Source organism: Promicromonospora sp. MEB111, assembly GCF_030209445.1.
Lineage (GTDB): Bacteria > Actinomycetota > Actinomycetes > Actinomycetales > Cellulomonadaceae > Promicromonospora.
Map to the genome: position 1 here is coordinate 90,997 of NZ_JARVSD010000012.1, position 20,209 is coordinate 111,205.

The following is a 20,209-nucleotide window of genomic DNA, read 5'->3' on the forward strand; positions in this document are numbered from 1 at the left end:
CGGGACGGTTCCACGTTCGGCAGCTTGCCCGGCCTCCGGCGTTTCAACGTCGTAACTCGGGCCACTCGACCCATTGACACTGATGATCCAGGCGCGCGAGCATGTGCCCCGATCGAGCCGTTACGACGTTGTAACGCACGCCGGAGGCCACCGGCCGTCGCAGGGTCTCGATCTCGCTCTGCCTGCGTGGAGGGAGCCGCCCTCCGCGGGGCAGGTGTCACACGGGAGGGAATCAATGACGATCACCACTCAGGACCGAGGAAGGCCATGGCGGCACCTGCTGCGCCGGTGGACCGCCCTGGCGGTCGCCGGAGCCCTGGCGTTCGCCGGGGCGGCGACGACCGGCGCTCCGGCGGCGGCCGAGGAGACACCCTGGCTCACGATCCAGGAGATCCAGGGGCAGGGCGTGTTCGCGCGGTGGACGGTGCCGAACGCCGCCGTGGAGGAGGCGGCCGGCGGGCCGGTGTCCCAGGTCGTGGCGCGAGGAAGCTTCGGACCGTCGGACAACTGGGCGCAGGTCAACCTGTCCCGCAGCGGGTCGAGCTGGACCGACGTGATCGGCCCGCTCGAGCCGGGGCTCTACCACTACCAGCTGACGGCCGACGACACGAAGCACTTCGGCGACCCGACCAACCCGAACACCAACGAGGCCCAGCCCACGTGGCGCTGGTTCTACGTCCCGGGCCCCGACGGCTTCTTCCTGAACGACGTGCCCGAAGGGGCCGGCGGCACCTTGCAGGACATGTCGTACGAGAGCACCGCCGGGGGGCAGGACCGGACCGCGGTGGTCTACACCCCGCCGGGATACGACGCCGGACGAGCCGAGCCGTACCCGGTCTTCTACCTGCAGCACGGCAGCGGTCAGAGCTACCGGGACTGGACCGAGCTCGGCCGGGCCCGGCAGATCTTCGACAACCTCGTGCTGGACGGGGACATGATTCCTGCCGTGGTCGTGATGGGGAACGGCAACGGGGTGAGCTTCACCGACGAGCTCCTGCAGCGGATCGTCCCGGCGTCCCGGGAGCACTTCAACGTCTCCGACGACCCGGCCGGGATGGCGCTCGCCGGCCTGTCGATGGGCGGCGGCCAGTCCATGACGGTGCTGAAGACCCGCCCCGGGGTGTTCGGGTACGTCGGGACGTTCGGGGCCGGATTCGGCAGCACGAGCGGCGTGGACGTCGACGCGATCAACGACGGGACCACCCTCCTGCGGCTCTACACCGGCAACAAGACCGACCTCGCGTACAACTCCGTCGTCAGCTCGGTCCCGGCTCTGGAGACGGCGGGCATCGACCACGAGTTCGACGGGATCAACCCGGACTACGGCCACAACTGGAACCACTGGCAGGAGTCCCTCCAGGACTTCTCCCGGCGGATCTTCCGCGACCCGAGCGAGATCGACGATCACGGGATGAGCCCGGGCCACCTCCCGGTGGAGGGCACGTTCACGCCGCCGCCCGCCGGCACGACGCCGACCCCCTACCTGACCGACGACGGGTTCGCGACGTTCGAGGCGCCCGCCGAGTACAGCTCCGCGCAGACGATCACCGTGTGGGGCAACTTCGGCCCGTCCAAGCGCTGGGTCCGCATGGAGATGTCCCGCTCGGCCGGCCGGTGGCGGGCCACCGTCGGTCAGCTCGAGCCCGGCTTCTACTACTACCGGCTGCACGTCGACCGCGTGCAGAGGAAGGACACGAGCAACCCGAGCACGGTCACCACGGAGCCGACCTGGAGCACCTTCTACGTGCCCGGCGACTCCGCACGGCTCCTGGCTGACGCACCGGCCGGTGAGGGCGGGGAGCTCCAGGTGATGAGCTACCCCAGCTCGGCCTCGGGCAACCCGACCCGCAGCGCCTGGGTCTGGACGCCCCCGGGGTACGACGCCGACCGCGAGGTGCCGTACCCGGTGCTGTACCTGCAGCACGGCAGCGGGCAGTCCTGGACGGACTGGGTCGAGATGGGCCGGGCCGGGCAGATCATGGACAACCTGCGGCTGGACGGGGCCACCGTCCCGATGGTGGTCGTGATGGCCAACGGCAACGGGGTGAACTTCACCGACGAGCTGCTGCAGCGGATCGTCCCGGCCTCCCGGGAGCAGTTCAACGTCTCCACCGCCAAGGACGAGATGGCGCACGCCGGGCTGTCGATGGGCGGCGGTCAGACGGTGAGCGCGCTCAAGGCGCGGCCCGGCACGTTCGGCTACGTGGGTGTGTTCGCCGCGGGCTTCGGCGGAGCGGTGGACGCCGCGACCGTGCAGGCCATCAACGAGCGCACGAACCTGCTGCGCTTCTACTCGGGCAACGTCACCGACACGACGTACAACAGCGTGGTGAGCGGGAACGCCACGATGGACGCGATCGGCGTCGACCACGAGTTCAACGGTTACACCGCGCACGGCCACAACTGGGACGCGTGGCAGCTGAACCTGATCGACTTCGCACCGCGGCTGTTCCAGCACGTCGGTTCCGTGTCGGTGACACCGGCCGAGCCGACGGTCACGGTCGGCTGGACCGAGCGGTTCGCAGCCGAGGTGGCGTCCACCCACGGGGCCAGCTCGGCCGTGACCTGGTCCGTCGAGGGGGAGTCGTCGTCCGGTACGACCATCTCCGACGACGGGCTGCTCACCGTCGGCGCGGACGAGACCGCGTCGTCGCTCCGGGTGGTCGCGACGTCGGTGTTCGACCCGACCCGGTCGGGGACGGCCGAGGTCGGCCTGGCGCCGACGGGCGCGGCGGCGGCCACGGTGAAGGCGAGGGCGACACCGGCGTCGGTGCCCGCCGGCGGCACCTTCCAGCTCCACGTCTCCGTGGACCCGGCACACCGGCCGCACGCGGGGCCGTCTCACGCTGGGCCGTCTCACGCTGGGCCGTCTCACGCTGGGCCGTCTCACGCTGGGCCGACACCGACCGGTGAGGTAGCCGTCACCTTCGGCGGCACCGTGCAGGTCGTGCCACTGGTCCGTGGCAAGGCCGAGGTCAGCCTGGCCACGACGGACCTGCCTCGCGGGAAGTACCGGGTGCACGTCGCCTACTCGGGTGACCCCGCCTACGCACCGCAGGCCGCGGACCATCAGGAGCTGAGGGTGCGGTAGCCGGCACACCGCCCGGCGGAACGCCGGCGCGGCCCCGGGTCGATGGGGTCGGTGAGCGCGAGCTCGCCGACCCCACCGGCTCGCTACGCCGCGCCGTCGCTCTCGGGGACGTCCTTGTCGTCGAACCCCGTGGACTCCCGCCGCACGATGCGGAACGGCGGCTTGACCAGGCGGGCCGGCTGCCGGTCCTCCTGCTCGTCGATCCGTTCGACGAGCAGGTCGACGGCGACACGGGCGATCTCGGCGCGACCGGCGTCGACCGTCGTCAGGGACGGGACGGAGAACCTGCTCTCGTCGATGTTGTCGAAGCCGATCACCGCGACGTCGTCGGGCACCCGCACGCCCGCCGCGGCCAGCTCGCGCAGGGCGCCCAGCGCCAGGCCGTCGTTGAGGCAGAAGAGGCCGTCGAACGGCACCCCGGCGAGGAGCAGCTCGCGCGCCGCCTCCGCCCCGTTCCACTGGAACCACGGGGCGGCCACCCGGACGAGGTCGGGGTCGACGATCAGCCCGGCCTCCTCCAGCGCCTCCCGGTAACCGGCGACGCGCAGGTCGGCCGCGCGCATCTGCACCTGGCCGTCCGGGTGCGCGCCGATGACGGCGATGCGCCGGCGCCCTACCTCGAGCAGGTGACCCACGGCGGCCTTCGCCGCGCTCGTGTTGTGCATCGTGACGTGGTCGGTGGGCCCGCCGAAGATCCGCTCGCCGAGCAGGACGGTGGGGAACGTCCCGGCGAGGAGGTCCTTGTCCCCGGTGCCGAGCCGCTCCGGGGCGTAGAGCAGCCCGTCGGTCAGGTACGGCCGACGGCGCGTCACGACGTCGATCTCGCGCTGCCGGTCACCTCCGGTCTGCTCCACCAGGACGCCGAGGCCCCGCCGCTCGGCGGCCCGGATGACCTCGTCGGCGAGCTCCGCGAAGTAGTTCTGGCGCAGCTCGGGGACGGACAGCTCGATGACGCCCGTCCGGCCGGACCTCAGGCCCCGTGCGGACAGGTTCGGGCGGTAGCCGAGCTCCTCGATCGCCCACTGCACGCGGCGTCGTGTCTCGTCACGGACGCGCGGGAAGTCGTGCACCACGTTGGACACGGTCTTGGTCGAGACGCCGGCGAGGCGAGCGACATCCTGCAACGTCACGCTCACGGACCGCCCCCTTGCTCTGCGCGTCGGCCATGACGCACCAGGTGACACACCAGGTCGGACCGCATCCTACCGGCGGTCCGGCGGCGGCGCGGTCGAGTCGCGGACGGTGAGGCTGGTGGCGAGCTGGACGTGACGTGACGCGGGCTGGACGCCGTCCGCCATGGCCAGCAGCGTCTCGACGGCCATCCTGCCCATCCCGGCCAGCGGCTGGTGCACCGAGGTGAGCTGCGGCGTGGTCCAGCCGGCCTGGGGCGTGTCGTCGAAGCCCACGACGCTGAGCTGCTCGGGCACCGGCACGGCCAACTCCCGTGCCGCGGCCAGCACGCCGACGGCGATCTCGTCGTCGCCGGTGACGATCGCCGTCGGCGGCTCGGGCAGAGCGAGCAGCGCCCGGCCGTGCACGAGGCCCGTGTCGATGGAGAACGAGTCGCTGCGCACCAGGGCCTCCTCCAGGCCGATCCCCGCGGAGTCCAGTGCCGCCCGGTAGCCGTGGAGGCGTTCCCGGGCGGCGGCCGACGCGGACGGGCCGCCGATCCACCCGATACGACGGTGGCCGAGCTCCAGGAGGTGCTCCGTGGCGGTGCGCCCGCCGGCCCAGTTGGCCGAGCCGACGCTGACCGTCCCCGGCGCCTCCACGTCGACGGGGTCGATCATGACGAACGGCATGCGCACCTCCTTCGCGGCCTGCAGCACGGCGTTGGGCCGAGCGAGGGTGATGCCGACGATGCCCAGGACTCCGGACTCCTTCTGCTCCGCCACCCAGGCCCGGGCGGCGGCTCTGGTGGCGCGCACCGCGCGGTCGGGCGCGGAGCGCACCAGGAGGTTGACCCGGGCGCTCGTGGCCGCGGCGAGCACGCCGTCCAGCACGTTGGCCACGTAGGGCGAGGCCAGGGCGTCGAACACCGCGGCGATGGTGCGCGTGGGCGGTGTCTCCCACTGGGTGGTCGGGCGGTAGCCGAGCGCCCCGACGGCCTCCAGGACGCGCGCGCGTGTGTCCTGTGCGATGTCGTGGCGCCCGTTGAGCGCCTTGGACGCGGTGCTCGTGGAGACACCGGCGTGTCGTGCGACGTCAGCGAGCGTCGCCCGCTCCCTCGATGGCCGGCCAACCATGGTCTTTCCCCTCGTCGAAACTATTTCGAAGTCTATTGATCGCCTGAGGCGACGTCAAACCCGAAAATTCTCGGATTGGTGACGTTGACGCCTCGGCGGAGTCGCCGCTACAGTCCGTGCTTGATCGATAAAGTTGCGAAACTATTTCGCAACCTCTCAACGAGGAGGGACAGGGTGATGAGGCTTCTTACCAAGGCGTGGACGGTCGGCGTCGCGCTCGTGACCGCGGGCGCGCTCGCCGCGTGCTCGGGTGCGGGCGGGACGACCGGGGGTGCCGGGGGTGGCAGCGCCGACGAGCCGGTGAAGCTGACGGTGTGGAGCTGGGACGGCACGGTGGAGCTCGCGGTCCCGGGCTTCGAGAAGGCCAACCCCGGCATCGAGGTCGAGGTCGTGAACGCCGGCTCGTCTTCCGACGAGTACCAGGCGCTCGACAACGCGATCCAGGCCGGATCCGGTGTCCCGGACCTGGTGATGTTCGAGTACTTCGCGGTCCCGTACTTCGCGGTCCCCGGCAAGCTCGCCGACCTCGGTCCGCTCGGCGCGGCCGAGCTTGCGGACGACTACGTCCCGTCGGCCTGGAACAACGTCACCATCGGCGACGGCGTCTACGCCCTGCCCTCGGACTTCGGACCGGCAGTCATGTTCTGGAACGAGGCGACCTTCGCCAAGGCGGGGATCGACGAGGCGCCGGCGACCTGGGACGAGTACTACGAGGACGCCAAGAGGATCCGGGCACTGGGCGACGACTACTACATCACCCAGGACACCAACGACCTCTTCTTCCTGCTCTCGCTGATCTGGCAGGCCGGCGGGCGCCCGTTCGAGGTCGACGGGACCACCGTGCACATCGACTTCTCCGCCCCGGAGACCCAGAAGGCGGTCGCGTTCTGGCAGAAGATGATCGACGAGGACCTCGTCAACACGAAGATCAGTGCCTGGTCCGACGACTGGAACCGCGCGCTCAACGACGGCACGCTCGCCTCGCAGAACATGGGCGGCTGGCTCACCTCGACCCTGCCCGAACGCGCGCCGGACGCCGCCGGCGACTTCCGGGTCGCCCTCATGCCCCAGTGGGAGAAGGGCGAGAGGGTCGGCGCCGAGAACGGTGGCTCCTCGTTCGGGATCCCGGAGGCCGCGGCCAACAAGGAGGCGGCCTACACGTTCCTCGAGTACTTCACGCACGGCGAGGGACTGCAGCCCCGCGTCGACGCCGGCGCGTTCGTGCCGAACACGTCGGTGCTGGACAGCCCGGAGTTCCAGGACGTGAAGAACCCCTACTTCGGCGACCAGAAGACCGGCGAGGTGCTCGCGGAGGCCTCGAACATCGCCGCCGTCGGCTGGCAGTACCCGCCGTTCTTCGAGTGGGCACGGAGCACCTACGCCGACATCGCCACGCCGTTCTACACCTCGGGTGAGGGCTCGCTCGAAGAGGTCCTGCAGACCTGGGAGCAGCGCTCGGTCGAGTACGGCAACGAGCAGGGCTTCCAGGTCGACTGACCGCCCCGGCGGGCGTCGCGCGCGAGCGCGCTCGGTGCGAGAGCACTCGGCGCGAGCGCACCCGGCGTGGGACGCCCGCCGGACGACCGCACCGACACACGAGAAAGGACCAGTCATGAGCGCAACGGAGCGCATGACACGCCCCGCGGCGGCGAGCACGCTCCTGCCCGCCGGGGAGCCGCAGCAGTACCGGCGGCGACGCACGCGACAGATCGGCTGGGCGTTCGTGGCGCCCTTCGGCGTCCTGTTCGCCCTGGTGTTCATCGTGCCGATCACCTACGCCGCCTACCTCAGCCTCTTCCAGGACCGGATGGTGGGCGGGCCGTCCTTCGTCGGCCTGGACAACTACACCAAGCTGTTCGGCGACGCACAGTTCTGGGACGGCGTCTCCCGGGTCGTCTCGTTCACGCTGATCCAGGTGCCGATCATGCTGGTGCTGGCCCTGGTGCTGGCGCTCGCGATGGACTCGATGCGGCTGCGCGGCATGCGGTTCATGCGGGTCGCCATCTTTCTGCCCTACGCCGTGCCGGCCATCGTCTCCACCCTGATGTGGGGCTTCATGCTCGGCGTCCGCTACGGGCTCTTCGGGAGCATCAACGGCTGGCTCGGTACCGACATCGACCCGTTCCGGCCGAGCACGACGCTGATCTCGATCGGGATCATGGTCACCTGGGCCTTCACCGGGTACAACATGCTGATCTTCGACAGCGTGCTGAAGGCGGTCCCGCAGGAGCTGTACGAGGCGGCCGCGATCGACGGCGCGGGGGAGCTGCGGGTGATCCGGGCGATCAAGCTGCCCGCGCTGCGCGGCTCGCTCGTGATCACCGTCATCTTCTCGATCATCGGGACGTTCCAGATCTTCAACGAGCCGCAGATCCTCCCGTCGATGGTGGCCAACAGCGGGATCACCACCTACTACACGCCCAACCTCTACGCGTTCAACCTCGCGTTCACGGGCTCGCAGCAGGGCTACGCGGCCGCCCTCGCCCTCGTCATGGCCGCGTTCACCATCGCCATCGCGTACGCGGTCCAGATCCGGGGCATGCGAGATGCCCTCGACCAGTAGCAGCCGGAGACCTCTCATGACGACCACTGCCGACGTGCGGCGCCGCGGGCGCCTGCACACCCTCGCCAACCCCCGCAAGAGCGGCACGCTGACCTTCCTGACGGGGCTGTTCACGCTCTACTGCCTGGTGCCGCTGATCTGGCTCACGATCAACTCCACCAAGTCCCAGGCCGACTTCGTCTCCAGCTTCGGCTTCTCCTTCGGCCGGCGGTTCGCGCTGTTCGACAACATCGTCGAGGTCTTCACCTACGACGGCGGCATCTTCACCCGGTGGCTGCTCAACACGGTGCTCTACGTGGTCGTCGGGGCCGTCGTCTCGACGTTCCTCGCCGCGCTGGGTGGATACGCGCTCGCCAAGCTGGAGTTCACCGGCAAGCGGGTCTTCCTGTTCGTGGTGCTCGGCGCCATCTCGGTCCCGGGCATCGCCCTGGCCATCCCGCAGTTCCTGCTGTTCGCGCAGCTCGGCCTGACGAACACGCCGTGGGCGGTGCTGATCCCGTCGTTCCTCAACCCGTTCGGGCTGTACCTCATGTGGGTGTTCGCCGCGGAGGCCGTCCCCACCGGACTGCTGGAGGCGGCGAAGATCGACGGCGCGGGGGAGTTCCGCACGTTCTGGCAGATCGCGCTGCCCATGCTCGTCCCGGCGACCGTGACCGTGCTGCTGTTCTCGTTCGTGTCGATCTGGAACAACTACTTCCTGCCCTTGATCATGCTCAAGGACCCCGACTGGTACCCGCTGACCGTCGGCATCAACCAGTGGAACAAGCTGGCCTCCACGGCCGGCAACGGCGAGCTGCTCCAGAACCTCGTCGTGACGTCGTCGCTGCTGACGATCATCCCGCTGATCATCGCGTTCATCTCGCTGCAGCGCTTCTGGCAGTCCGGCCTGAGCCTCGGCGCCGTCAAGGGCTGAACCCGCTCGAGGCCCACGAGCACCCACGCAAGGAAACAGAGGAGAACTGTGCAGACCCCAACCACCCCCGGCCTGACGATCGACGGCGAGGCGACCACCGCCGTCCCGCTGCGGCACATCTGGAACGAGTGCGTCGGCGCGGGCCGGGCCAACGAGGCGCTGCGCGCCGACTGGCAGGCCCACTTCCGCGAGGCGGTCACCCGGCTGGGGGCACGGTTCGTGCGCTTCCACGGACTGTTCCACGACGACATGTTCGTCTACCGCGCCAGTGACGGCGGCGGCTTCGGCCCGCCCGTCGCGCTCGACACCCCGGTGCATACGTTCAGCTACGTCGACAAGGTGTTCGACTTCATCCTCGAGACCGGCGCGCGCCCGTTCGTCGAGCTCGGCTTCATGCCGCGCGAGCTGGCCACCGAGACCGAGACGCTGTTCTGGTGGAAGGCCCACTGCAGCCCGCCCACGGACATGGCCCGGTGGGTCGAGCTGGTCACCGCGACCGTCACGCACTGGATCGACCGGTACGGCCTCGACGAGGTGCGGCAGTGGCGGTTCGAGGTGTGGAACGAACCCAACCTCGTACCCCACTTCTGGACCGGGACGCGCACCCAGTACTTCGAGCTCTACGAGGCCACGGCCCTGGCGATCAAGGAGATCGACCAGGAGCTCAAGGTGGGCGGACCGTCCACGAGCGTGTTCGTGCCCGACGACCGCTACCGGGGCGAGTGGGAGGACCGGTCCGTCGAGCACGCCACCGCCGAGGCCGAGGACGTCGACGCCCTCGACTGGCGCCCCGTCTGGATCGAGGAGCTCATCGACTGGTGCGCCGCGCGTGAGGTCCCGATCGACTTCCTCTCGACCCACCTGTACCCGACCGACGTGGCGTTCGGGGCCAACGGACAGGTCCGCCACATCCGCCGCCACGTCGACGCGACCTACGACGACCTGGTCGCCCTCCGCAAGCTCATCGCCGGCAGCCCGTTCCCCGACGCCGAGCTGCACATCACCGAGTGGTCGAGCTCGCCGTCCAGCCGCGACGCGATCCACGACACCCTGTTCGCCGCCACCTACATCACCCGTGCCTACCTGCGGTGCGCGGCGCTCGCGGACTCGGTCTCGTACTGGACGTTCACCGACGTGTTCGAGGAGGGAGGCGCGGGCATCGGCCCGTTCCACGGGGGGTTCGGCCTGGTCAACGAGCAGGGCCTGCACAAGCCGACGTACCACGCGTTCGAGATGCTGTCGCGGCTCGGCGACACGGTCCTCGCCGCCCTGCCGTACGGGACGATCACGCAGGACTCGGCGACGCACGAGGTCTCCGCCGTGTTCTTCAACTACCCGGACGACATGGGCCGCAACGGGGTCGGGTCCGAGCTCACCTACGCGGCCACCCGCGGTCTCGCGGAACTGGGTCCCGCCCGGCGCATCCGGCACACGGTCGAAGGGCTCCCGCCCGGCGCCGTGTTCACGGTCGAGTCGATCGACTGGGACCACGGCAACGTCGCCGAGGACTGGCACCGGATGGGTGAGCCGCTCAACCTCACCCCGGCCCAGACGGCCCGGCTGAGGGAGAGCGCCGACGCGCTGCGGGTCACGACGTTCACCGTGTCCGGGGACGGTGCGCTCCACATCGACCTCGAGCTGCCGGCGTGGTCGGTGCTGTCGATCGCCCCGGTCCGGGGCTGACGGCGCGGATCGGGACGTCGAAAACTTTCGGAGCGGCACAGGGGTTCTCCGTCGCGCCAGGCCCGGATTTCCGGGGACAGAGGGTGCGGCCCCTGTCCGTTCAGAACCGGAACGTGGGCAGATGCACCTTGTACTTTTCGGAAGCAAGCGATAAAACGGTCGGGATGAGGAGGCAGCCTTGACGAAGAAGACCGGGCCGGCACGCCCCAACCTCTCGGCCGTGGCCGCACACGCGGGCGTGTCGACCGCCACGGCCTCCAAGGTCGTGAACGGGCGGCCGGACGTCGCCGAGGACACCCGGGAACGGGTCGAGACGGCGATCACCGCGCTCGGGTACCGAGGGCCTTCCCGGACGAGTACGGCACACACCGTCGAGCTCATGGTCGACACCCTGGACACCACCTATGCGTCGCAGGTCCTGCGCGGCGTGGTGCTCGCGGCGGAGGAGGCGGACCTGGAGGTCGTCGTCGGGCGGGTGCGCCGCAGGTCCGCGAGCGGGGTGCCGGAGTCGAGCGCCGCCTGGGCCCAGCGGCTCGCCGCCGCCGACCGGGTGGGTGCGATCGTGCTGACCTCCGGGCTCGGCCCGGACGTCTACGCGAGCCTCGCCCGCGCCCGCGTCCCCCTCGTGGTGATCGACCCGCTCGACGTCACCGAGGAGGGCGTGGTCTCCGTGGGGTCCACGAACTGGCTCGGCGGACGGAGCGCGGCGGAGCACCTGGTGGGTCTCGGGCACCGGCACATCGCGGTGGTGGCTGGGCCGTCGGAGTCCCTCAGTGCCGTGGCGCGCCTGGACGGCTTTCTCACGTACTGCCGGCAGAAGGGCGTGGAGATCGACCCCGGGATGGTTCGGCCGATCCGCTTCGACCACGACCAGGCCGTCCAGGTCGCGGAGCGGTGGTTCCAGCGTCCGGACCCGCCCACCGCGATCTTCGCGGGCAGCGACGCGCAGGCGATGGGGGTGCTGGAGGCGGCCCGGCGGGCCGGTCTCCGGGTACCGGAGGACGTCAGCCTCGTGGCCTACGACGACACGCCGCTCGCGTCGTGGGCCAACCCACCGCTGACCGCCGTCCGGCAGCCGCTGGAGGAGATCGGCCGGCGTGCCCTGATGACCGTGCAGCAGCTGCACGAGGGCAAGCCCGTCGACTCCCACCACATCGAGATCGCCACCACGTTCGTCGTCCGGGACTCGACCGCCGCGCCCCGGACCGAGCGGCTCCGCGAGACGCGGGGCTGAACCGCCGCCGGCCTCGCTCCGGCGGACCCGCACCACCCGCCGGACGATCCGCCCGGCGGCCGAACCGAGATGCCGCGCGGCATCGCAGATCGACGGAGATCGCACATGCGCACAGCCGACACCTGGCCCATCGCGGCCAACATGCTGTCCTTCGGGTCGACGACGGCGGCCGGCACCCCGAACGTCGACGCACCGGCCGAGTCGTGGCGGGCCCAGCTCCAGCAGGTGGCCGACCTGGGCTTCACGGACGTCGACCCCACCGATGCCTGGCTGTCGATCGGCGAGCTGAGCGACGCCCGGTTCACCGAGCTGCTCGCCGTGCTGAAGGAGACGGGGCTTTCGGTCCCGTCCGTGTCCACCACCCGCCGCAGCGTCATCGACGCCGGGCGGGGCGACGACTACCTGCGCTTCGGCCACACGATCATCGACCGCGCCCCGGAGCTCGGGGCGGAGGTCGTCAACTTCGGGTTCATGCAGGCGCTGAAGCCCGCGCAGGAGCGCGCGCTGTGGTTCTGGCTCGCCGAGGGGCACCACGACGACCTTGACGACAAGGACACCTACGACCTCGCGGTGCGTCGCATCCGCGAGCTCGCGGACCACGCGCGCGACCTCGGGGTGCAGATCAGCCTCGAGATGTACGAGGACACGTACATCGGCACCCCGGACCTCGCGGTGCGGTTCGTGCACGACGTCGACCGCGACAACGTCGGCATCAACCCCGACCTCGGCAACCTGGTGCGCCTGCACCGCCCGGTCGAGGACATCCCGACGATGTTCGAGAAGGTCCTGCCCCTGACCAACTTCTGGCACATCAAGAACTACACGCGTGACGAGGACCCGGCGACGGGCTCGTACGCCACGCACCCGACGCCGCTCGTCCAGGGCGTCGTGAACTACCGCGCCGTGATCCGCCGGGCCCTCGAGCTGGGGTTCGAGGGCGTCTTCGTGTGCGAGCACTACGGGTCGGACAGCCTCGGCGTCGCCGCCATCAACCGGGAGTACATCCGTGACGTGCTCCGGGGCGCCGGGCGGTGACCCTCGTCAGCAGCAACCAGGTCCCCGAGCAAAGGTGCAGGTGAGATGACCTACGTCCACAACAGACCGGAAGACTTCGTCCCCGAGGCGCTCCGCGGCCTCGTCAAGGCCCACCCGGGCCGGATCCGCCAGGTCCCCGGTGGTGTCGCCCGCGCGGAGGGCACCCGCCCCGGCAAGGTCGCCGTCGTCGTCGGCGGGGGATCGGGCCACTACCCGGCCTTCGCCGGGCTGGTCGGCGACGGCCTCGCCGACGCCGCCGTGTGCGGCGACATCTTCACGTCACCGTCGACCCGCCAGGTGCTCGACGTGTGCCGCGCCGCCGACGCCGGCGCCGGCGTGCTCGTCACCTTCGGCAACTACGCGGGCGACGTGCTCAACTTCGGCGCCGCGGCCAGCCGCCTGCGGGCACAGGGCACCGAGGTCACCATCCTCCTGGTGACCGACGACGTCGCGTCCGCGCCCGCGGACCGTGCTCACGAGCGGCGCGGTGTCGCCGGCGACCTCGTCGTGTTCAAGCTCGCCGGGGCAGCCGCCGAGGAGGGCGCAGACCTGACGGAGGTGAACCGGCTCGCCGCCCGTGGCAACGAGCGAACGCAGTCCTTCGGGGTGGCCTTCGACGGGTGCACGCTGCCGGGCCACGACCACCCGCTGTTCAGCCTGGAGCCGGGAACCGCCGGCTGGGGACTCGGTATCCACGGCGAGCCCGGGGTCGGGGAGGAGGCCCGGCCGACGGCGGCCGCCCTCGCCGCCGAGCTCGTCGACCGGGTGCTCGCCGAACGCCCCGGCGACGCGGACGGCCGGGCCGCGGTGCTGCTCAACGGCCTCGGCAACGTCAAGTACGAGGAGCTGTTCGTCCTGTGGGACAGCGTGCACGACCTGCTCGTGGAGCGCGGCGTCACGATCGTCGCCCCGCTGGTGGGGGAGTACGTGACCAGCCTCGACATGGCCGGCTGCTCCCTGACGGTCACGTGGCTCGACGACGAGCTCGAACGCCTCTGGCTCGCCCCCGCCGACACCCCCGGCTTTCACCACGGCGGCTGGCGCCCCGCGCAGGCCCCGGTGACGGCGGCGCTCACCACGGAACCGGAGACCGAGCTGGTGCGCGCCGCGACGCCGGAGGGCATCGCCGCCGCGGGCACGGTGGCGGGCGTCCTGCGCCGGGCCCAGGGCGCGCTGCACGACGCCGAGCGGATGCTCGGCGACCTCGACGCGGTGGCGGCGGACGGCGACCACGGCCGGGGCATGTGCCGGGGGATCGACGCCGCCGTGGGCGCGGCCGACGCCGCCCTCGCAGCCGGGGGCGACGCGCCGTCCGTGCTGCGCCGCGCGGCCGACGCGTGGGCGGACAAGGGCGGCGGGACGTCGGGTGCGCTGTGGGGTGTGGGCCTGCTCGCGCTGGCCGGCGAGCTTCCGGCGGACGCCCCCGTCACCCTCGGCCACCTCGCGGCGGGGATCACCGCCGCTCGGGACCAGGTGCAGGAGGTCGGCGGCGCGCGCGTCGGCGACAAGACGATGGTGGACGCGCTGCACCCGGCGGTCGAGGCGCTCGCCGCGGCCGTCGGAGCGGGCGCCGGCCCCGCCGACGCCTGGCGCGCCACGGTCGAGGCAGCCCGCGAGGGCGCCGCCTCGACCGAGAACATCGCGGCCCGCCGGGGCCGTGCGCGGGTGCTCGGGGACAAGAGCCTGGGCGTCCCGGACCCGGGGGCGACCTCCCTCGCCCTCCTGCTGAGCGCGGCGGGTGCCGAGGTCGGCATCCCCACGCCCCCGAGCTCGAAGGTGGAATCGTGATGGTGGACGGACTACGCCTGGTGATCGGCTGCGACGACGCCGGGTACGAGTACAAGGAGATCCTGAAGCGGGACCTGGAGGCGGACGACCGGGTCGCCTCGGTGGTCGATGTCGGCGTGGGCAGCGACGAGCACACGGCCTACCCCTATGTCGGCGCCGCGGCGGCTCGTCTGGTCGGAGCCGGCGAGGCGGACCGGGCACTGCTCGTCTGCGGCACAGGGCTCGGCGTGGCGATCGCGGCCAACAAGGTGCCCGGCGTGCGCGCGGTGACCGCGCACGACTCCTTCTCGGTCGAGCGCGCGGTGCTCTCCAACGACGCCCAGGTCCTCTGCTTCGGCCAACGTGTCGTGGGCATCGAGCTGGCCCGCCGGCTGACCCGCGAGTGGCTCGGCTACCGGTTCGACCCGGAGTCGCCGTCCGCGCCCAAGGTCATGGCCATCGGGGAGATCGAGGACGGGGCCGCGGGGAGGCACCCGGCGCCGAACCCGGCATCCTGCGGCTGACTGCTGTTGGTAAACGTTTCAGTTCAGCTCGTTCCAGTTCAGCGTGAGGAAGGACATCATGGTCACCAGCATCAGTTCGGTCGCCGTCATCGGGGCCGGGTACATGGGTGGGGGCATCGCGCAGTCGTTCGCGCTCGCGGGCCTGCCCGTCGTCATCGCGGACGTCTCGGCGGAGGCGACGCAGACCGCGTACGCCCGGCTGCTGGCGGAGGCCCGCGAGTTCGAGGACGTGGGTCTCTACGACTCCGGTGCCACCGAGACGATCCGCGCCAACCTGAGCACCGCGACGTCGATCGAGGAGGCCGTCGCGCACGCCGACTTCATCGAGGAAGCGGTGTTCGAGTCGGTCGAGGTCAAGCACGACGTGCTCGGCCGGATCTCGGGGGCCGCACGCGCGGACGCCATCATCGGCAGCAACACCTCGACCATCCCTGCGCGGGTGCTGGTGGAGGCGGTGACGAACCCCGAGCGGTTCCTCACCGTGCACTTCTCCAACCCCGCACCGTTCATCCCCGGCGTCGAGCTCGTCCTCAGCGAGCGCACGGACCCGGAGGTGGTCCCGGTGGTGCGCGAGCTGCTGGCACGGGCGGACCGGCAGGGCGCGCTCGTGGCCGACGTGCCGGGGTTCGTCCTGAACCGCCTGCAGTACGTGCTGCTCAAGGAGGCCATGTCGATAGCGGAGGAGGGCATCGCGTCCCCCGAGGACATCGACACCGTGGTTCGCACCACGTTCGGGTTCCGCCTCGGGTTCTTCGGGCCGTTCGCCATCGCCGACCAGGCGGGGCTTGACGTCTACGCCGGCGGCTTCCGCACGTTCGAGGAGAACTTCGGCGAGCGCCTGGCGACGCCCGACCTCATCAAGGACGCCGTCGCGGGCGACCGCAAGGGCGTGAAGAACGGCAGGGGACTGACGCGGGACTACACGCCGGAGCAGGTCAAGGCGCTGGTCGCGTACCGGAACAAGGCATACGGGGAGATGGGCAGGCTACTGCGGTCCCTCGGCCCCGCGCCGGTCTGACGGAGCCGCCATCGCACGGGCCGGATGCTCGGCACGCCCAGGCATCCAGCCCGTGCAACGCGCCGGGGGCCGGGGCGCGCCTCGACGAGCGCACCCCGGACCCCGGCTGAGGACCTACCCGATCAGTGCCGGGCGTTCACCGTCTCCAGCGCCGCCTCGTAGCCCCTGAGGTCCGCCCGCGTCGCGCCCGCGTCGAGGCGCGCGGCCTCGATCGCGTGCAGCAGGTCGCCGACCGTGCCGCCGCCGACGATCGGGTCGTCCAGGGCGACCGCGCCCGCCGCGACGTTGAGCCACAGGCTGAGCAGCTGCCGGTCGAAGACGTCGACCCACTCGTCGTGGTGGCGCGGCCACAGCACCCGCACGGCGTCGTCCAGCGTGGTCAGGTCGACCGCCTCGTCGAACACGTCGCTCTGCGCACGCGTGGTCGACAGGAAGCACAGCAGCTCGTCGGTCGTGTGGTCCGGGTTCCTGACCTGCCGATACTCCGACGTCCAGTACCCGGCGCCGCGAGCCACGGGCTCCGGCGCCGGCTGCTCCCCGCTCGGCGTGCCGTAGATCTCGAGCTCATAGACGGAGAAGCCCCACTGCGTCGCACGCTCGGTCGCGTAGAGGCGCACGTGCCGGCCGGTGCCCGAGAGGTCGATGTCGTCGAAGAAGCCGTCGCCGTCGGTGACGGTATGGACCGTGGTCCAGCTCTCGCCATCCGTCGAGGTCTGGATCTCGTACCCCGACGCGTACGCGGTCTCCCAGTCGATGACGACGCGGCTGAGGTCGTAGCTCGCGCCGAGGTCCACGGCGATCCACTCCGGCTCGCTCCACTGGCTGCCCCACCGGGTGCCCGCGTTGCCGTCCACCGCCATCTCACCGGTGCGCGTGGGGTCGTCGATGCTGGAGGTCGTCACCGGCCGGCCCAGCGCCAGCGACTCCCCGTCGTCGGCATCGCACTGGTCGTCGCCCCCGCCGTCGGCCAGGTAGCAGCGCAGGTACCGGTAGGACTCCGCGGAGGTCTCGAACGACGGGGCGTAGTCCCACTCGTAGGTGTAGTACTCCACGTACGGCTCGGACGCGGCGATGATCGCGGGCAGGTCGATGTCGCCGCTGCCCAGGGCGACCTGCCTCATGTCGCCCTCGGCGTTCACGTTCACGGCGTCCTTGACGTGCAGGAGCTCGATGCGGTCGCCGTACTCCTCGATCCACGCCGGGACGTCGATGCCGGCGTCCGCGGCCCAGCCGACGTCGAGCTGGAACGTGACGTAGCGCGGGTCGGTGTTCGCCTCGATGACCTGCCAGGCGCTGACCAGCTCACCCGTCTCCGGGTGGGGGTACCGCGTGGTGAACTCGCTCTGGTGGTTGTGCAGCACGATCTTGTTCGCGCCGTTCTCGTGCGCGTACTTGCCGAGCCGGTTGACGTACGCCGCGGTCGCGAGGGCTTCCTCGTAGGTGCCGTAGCTGCCCGCCATCCCGCCGGTCCCGATGTAGTCCTGGCCCAGCGCGACGGCGTACGCGACCGTCTCGGGCCACGTGTCCCAGTCGGTGCTGCCGTGGCTCGAGGACACCTCGAGGCCGTGGCTGTCGAGGATCGCCTGGTACTCGTCGACGGGCATCGAGTAGGGCTGGCTGAACGGCTCGATGTTGGTGAAGCCGGCGTCAGCCACCTCGCCGAGCACGCGGTCGATCGTCTCGGGAGCCGGGGTCCCGGACCCGAGCTCGTTGACGTGCGTGTACAGCTGGATGGAGATCTTGGAGTCGGGGAGTCCGTCGTCCGCTCCGCATGCTTCTGCTGCCGTGGTGGTCGACGTAGGGGCTGCGAGGGTGGAAGGAGCGGCGACGGCCGGGGCCCCGGCGAGCGTGCCCGCGAGGAGCGCGCCACCTGTCAGCGCCGTGGTGAGGCGGCGCGCGCGAGGCGAATGTAGCGAGATCTGCATGGATGCTCCGATTGACGACTCTGTCGATTGATAGCGACGGCCATGCGACTTTTGTCGCTATACGTGCAAAAGTAGCATTGCGGTCGGCCGATGTTGTGTCAAGGACAGGGCGTCATAGGGTTCCCTGACGAGTCGGCACTGAGGAGAGGTCCATGACACGAACGACACGCACCAGCACGATCAAGGCCAGCCCGGTCACGCTCGGCACGTCAGGACTGGGTGGAGGCACCGAGCCGGGGTCTGCGGGCGAGACCGCCGCGGTCGAGGTCGCGCTCGATCTGTTCAGCAGCGGCCATACCTTCGTGGACACGTCCAACAACTACTCCGGGGGCCGGTCGGAGTCCGTGCTCGGTCTGGCCGTCGCGCGCCTCGGCCAGGATGCCGCCGCCCGCGTCGTCTCGAAGGTCGACCAGGATCCTGAGACGCGGGCGTTCGATCGCGACCGCGTGCTGCGCTCGTTCGACGAGACGACGGCGCGGCTCGGCGTCGAGCGTCTGCCCTTGCTGCACCTGCACGACCCGTACTCGGTGACGTTCGAGGAAGCGGTCGGACCGGGCGGGGCCGTCGAAGGGCTCGTCGAGCTGCGCGAGTCGGGTCGCGTCGACGCGATCGGCGTCGCCGCCGCGCCGGTGCCGCTCATGGCCAGGTACGTCGGCACCGGCCTGTTCGACGCCGTGCTGATCCACAACCGCTTCACGGTCATCGACCAGTCGGCGGCGCCGGTGTTCGCGGAGGCGAAGTCGCGGGGGATGACGGTGTTCAACGCGGCGCCGTTCGGCTCGGGCCTGCTCGCCAAGGGCCCGCACGAGGGCGCGGTCTACAACTACCGGCCCGCGGGTGCCGACCTGCTGGCATGGACGCGACGGCTCCAGGAGACGTGCCAGGCCCACGGTGTGCCCCTGGCTGCCGTCGCCCTGCACTACTCGCTGCGGTCACCGCTGGTCGACTCGACCGTGGTGGGGGTGGTGTCACCGGGTCGTCGGGCACAGCTCGACGAGCTCGTCGCGACCCATGTCCCCGACGAGCTGTGGGACGAGCTCGAAGCGCTCGGGCCGGCGCCGTCGCCGGTGGACGACAGCGCCTACGCCTGATCGCGGCAGGCAGGGGCAGGACAGGACGCGAGCCGAGCTCCTCGACCAGGTGACCTCGACCTCGCTGATGGTGCCGGCGGGCGAGCGTCAAGGACGAACGCGGATGATCGTCTTGCCCTTGACCCGCTCCGACGGGTTGAACGCGGCGACCGCATCGTCGAGGGTCGCCACGTTCGCGATGTTCGTCCGCAGCCGCCCGTCGCGGACTCGCTGGGCGATCTCGCTCAGCTGCGCACGGTCCGCCTCGACCACGAAGTCGACCGCGATCCCGTCGGTCGGCCGTGCTTCGGGCGGGCCGGCGATGCTCACCAGCGTCCCTCCGGCGCGAACCAAGGCTGCTGAACGTCGCTGGATGTCGCCACCGATCATGTCGAAGACGAGATCGACCGCACCGACCTGCTCGAGCGAGTCGTCGCCGAGGTCGACGAACTCCTGCGCCCCGAAGTCGAGCGCGGCCTGCCGGTCTGCGGTTCGCCCGGTGCCGATCACGTAGGCACCCGCCGCACGAGCGAGCTGCGCCACCATCGACCCGACGCCGCCGGCGGCGCCGTGCACGAGGACACTCTGCCCGACCGCGAACCGACCGTGGACGAACAGGCCCTGCCACGCGGTCAGGCCCGAGATCGGCAGGCTCGCCCCCACCGTGAAGTCGACGTCGCCGGGGAGCGGCGCGAGGTTGCGGGCCTCGACGGCCACGTACTCGGCGAGCGTGCCGTCGCGGGTCCAGTCCGCGAGTCCGAACACCCTCTGGCCGACGGACAGCCCCCTCGTGCCGTAGCCGAGCGCACTCACCACGCCTGCCAGCTCGTGCCCAGGGATGGACGGCGTCCGGTCACGCCCCAGGCGATCGGTCCAGGTCCCCGGCCAGGTCAGCTCACCCGGGGTGAATCCCGACGCGTAGACCTGGACGACGACGTCGTTCCCCGCGGCCTCCGGCTCGGGACGGTCCGTCAGCGTCATCCCGGCCGCTCCCGCGGCCTGGTCCGTCACCACGATGGCTCTCATCGGGCGCCTCCCTGTGTTGCTCGCGTGCCTTCAACCGTATTTCGGTTCACCGGAGTTAGCGGCGCGAGAACCCGGCGTCTTACCAGTGGAGCGTGCCGGAGCTCAGTCGTGGCG

The 20,209-nt window shown here is 70.9% G+C and carries 15 protein-coding genes; 11 read left to right on the forward strand and 4 right to left on the reverse strand.

What is annotated here, in order from left to right; genetic code table 11:
* The first annotated feature begins 235 nt into the window (after window positions 1-235).
* Window positions 236-3,091 (forward strand): alpha/beta hydrolase-fold protein, encoded by a 2,856-nt coding sequence (locus QRN56_RS14990; protein ID WP_285104542.1) that lies wholly within the window; start codon window positions 236-238, stop codon window positions 3,089-3,091.
* Between the two features lie 83 nt (window positions 3,092-3,174).
* Here the strand turns inward: QRN56_RS14990 and QRN56_RS14995 are convergent, their stop codons facing one another.
* Together QRN56_RS14995 and QRN56_RS15000 are read right to left on the reverse strand one after the other, a co-directional pair.
* Window positions 3,175-4,227: a LacI family DNA-binding transcriptional regulator gene (locus tag QRN56_RS14995; protein ID WP_285104543.1), complete on the reverse strand. Its 1,053-nt coding sequence runs from the start codon at window positions 4,225-4,227 to the stop codon at window positions 3,175-3,177.
* 66 nt (window positions 4,228-4,293) lie between these two features.
* On the reverse strand, window positions 4,294-5,337 hold the full coding sequence (locus tag QRN56_RS15000) for a LacI family DNA-binding transcriptional regulator (RefSeq protein WP_285104545.1): 1,044 nt from the start codon (window positions 5,335-5,337) through the stop codon (window positions 4,294-4,296).
* Window positions 5,338-5,514: 177 nt separating this feature from the next.
* Here QRN56_RS15000 and QRN56_RS15005 point away from each other — a divergent pair, with 177 nt between their 5' ends.
* The 9 genes from QRN56_RS15005 (at window position 5,515) to QRN56_RS15045 (ending at window position 16,074) form a co-directional block, all read left to right on the forward strand.
* Window positions 5,515-6,834 (forward strand): ABC transporter substrate-binding protein, encoded by a 1,320-nt coding sequence (locus QRN56_RS15005; protein WP_285104547.1) that lies wholly within the window; start codon window positions 5,515-5,517, stop codon window positions 6,832-6,834.
* A gap of 115 nt (window positions 6,835-6,949) precedes the next feature.
* Entirely contained in the window at window positions 6,950-7,900 is a 951-nt protein-coding gene (locus QRN56_RS15010; RefSeq protein WP_285104549.1) for a carbohydrate ABC transporter permease, read from the forward strand.
* Window positions 7,901-7,916: 16 nt separating this feature from the next.
* A complete protein-coding gene (locus tag QRN56_RS15015) occupies window positions 7,917-8,813 on the forward strand; it encodes a carbohydrate ABC transporter permease (protein ID WP_285104551.1) in 897 nt (298 codons plus the stop codon).
* A gap of 48 nt (window positions 8,814-8,861) precedes the next feature.
* Window positions 8,862-10,496 carry a GH39 family glycosyl hydrolase gene (locus QRN56_RS15020; protein ID WP_285104553.1) on the forward strand — a complete coding sequence of 545 codons (1,635 nt, stop codon included), beginning with the start codon at window positions 8,862-8,864 and terminating at the stop codon, window positions 10,494-10,496.
* Between the two features lie 178 nt (window positions 10,497-10,674).
* Window positions 10,675-11,730 carry a LacI family DNA-binding transcriptional regulator gene (locus QRN56_RS15025; RefSeq protein WP_285104554.1) on the forward strand — a complete coding sequence of 352 codons (1,056 nt, stop codon included), beginning with the start codon at window positions 10,675-10,677 and terminating at the stop codon, window positions 11,728-11,730.
* 105 nt (window positions 11,731-11,835) lie between these two features.
* Window positions 11,836-12,765 (forward strand): sugar phosphate isomerase/epimerase family protein, encoded by a 930-nt coding sequence (locus QRN56_RS15030; protein WP_285104555.1) that lies wholly within the window; start codon window positions 11,836-11,838, stop codon window positions 12,763-12,765.
* A 45-nt stretch (window positions 12,766-12,810) separates the two neighbouring features.
* Window positions 12,811-14,553, forward strand: coding sequence for a dihydroxyacetone kinase family protein (locus QRN56_RS15035; protein WP_285104557.1), 1,743 nt, complete (start codon window positions 12,811-12,813; stop codon window positions 14,551-14,553).
* Window positions 14,553-15,056 (forward strand): ribose-5-phosphate isomerase, encoded by a 504-nt coding sequence (locus QRN56_RS15040; protein ID WP_285104559.1) that lies wholly within the window; start codon window positions 14,553-14,555, stop codon window positions 15,054-15,056. Before QRN56_RS15035 ends, QRN56_RS15040 begins: the two co-directional genes overlap by 1 nt.
* Before the next feature lie 58 nt (window positions 15,057-15,114).
* Entirely contained in the window at window positions 15,115-16,074 is a 960-nt protein-coding gene (locus QRN56_RS15045) for a 3-hydroxyacyl-CoA dehydrogenase family protein (protein WP_285104561.1), read from the forward strand.
* A gap of 122 nt (window positions 16,075-16,196) precedes the next feature.
* On the opposite strand, the gene QRN56_RS15050 is transcribed toward QRN56_RS15045, so the two are convergent.
* Window positions 16,197-17,999: a galactose-binding domain-containing protein gene (locus QRN56_RS15050; RefSeq protein ID WP_285104563.1), complete on the reverse strand. Its 1,803-nt coding sequence runs from the start codon at window positions 17,997-17,999 to the stop codon at window positions 16,197-16,199.
* 152 nt (window positions 18,000-18,151) lie between these two features.
* Here QRN56_RS15050 and QRN56_RS15055 point away from each other — a divergent pair, with 152 nt between their 5' ends.
* Window positions 18,152-19,090, forward strand: a complete 939-nt coding sequence (locus tag QRN56_RS15055; RefSeq protein ID WP_285104564.1) for an aldo/keto reductase — start codon at window positions 18,152-18,154, stop codon at window positions 19,088-19,090.
* A gap of 87 nt (window positions 19,091-19,177) precedes the next feature.
* On the opposite strand, the gene QRN56_RS15060 is transcribed toward QRN56_RS15055, so the two are convergent.
* On the reverse strand, window positions 19,178-20,095 hold the full coding sequence (locus tag QRN56_RS15060) for an NADP-dependent oxidoreductase (protein ID WP_285104566.1): 918 nt from the start codon (window positions 20,093-20,095) through the stop codon (window positions 19,178-19,180).
* Between the last annotated feature and the right edge of the window lie 114 nt (window positions 20,096-20,209).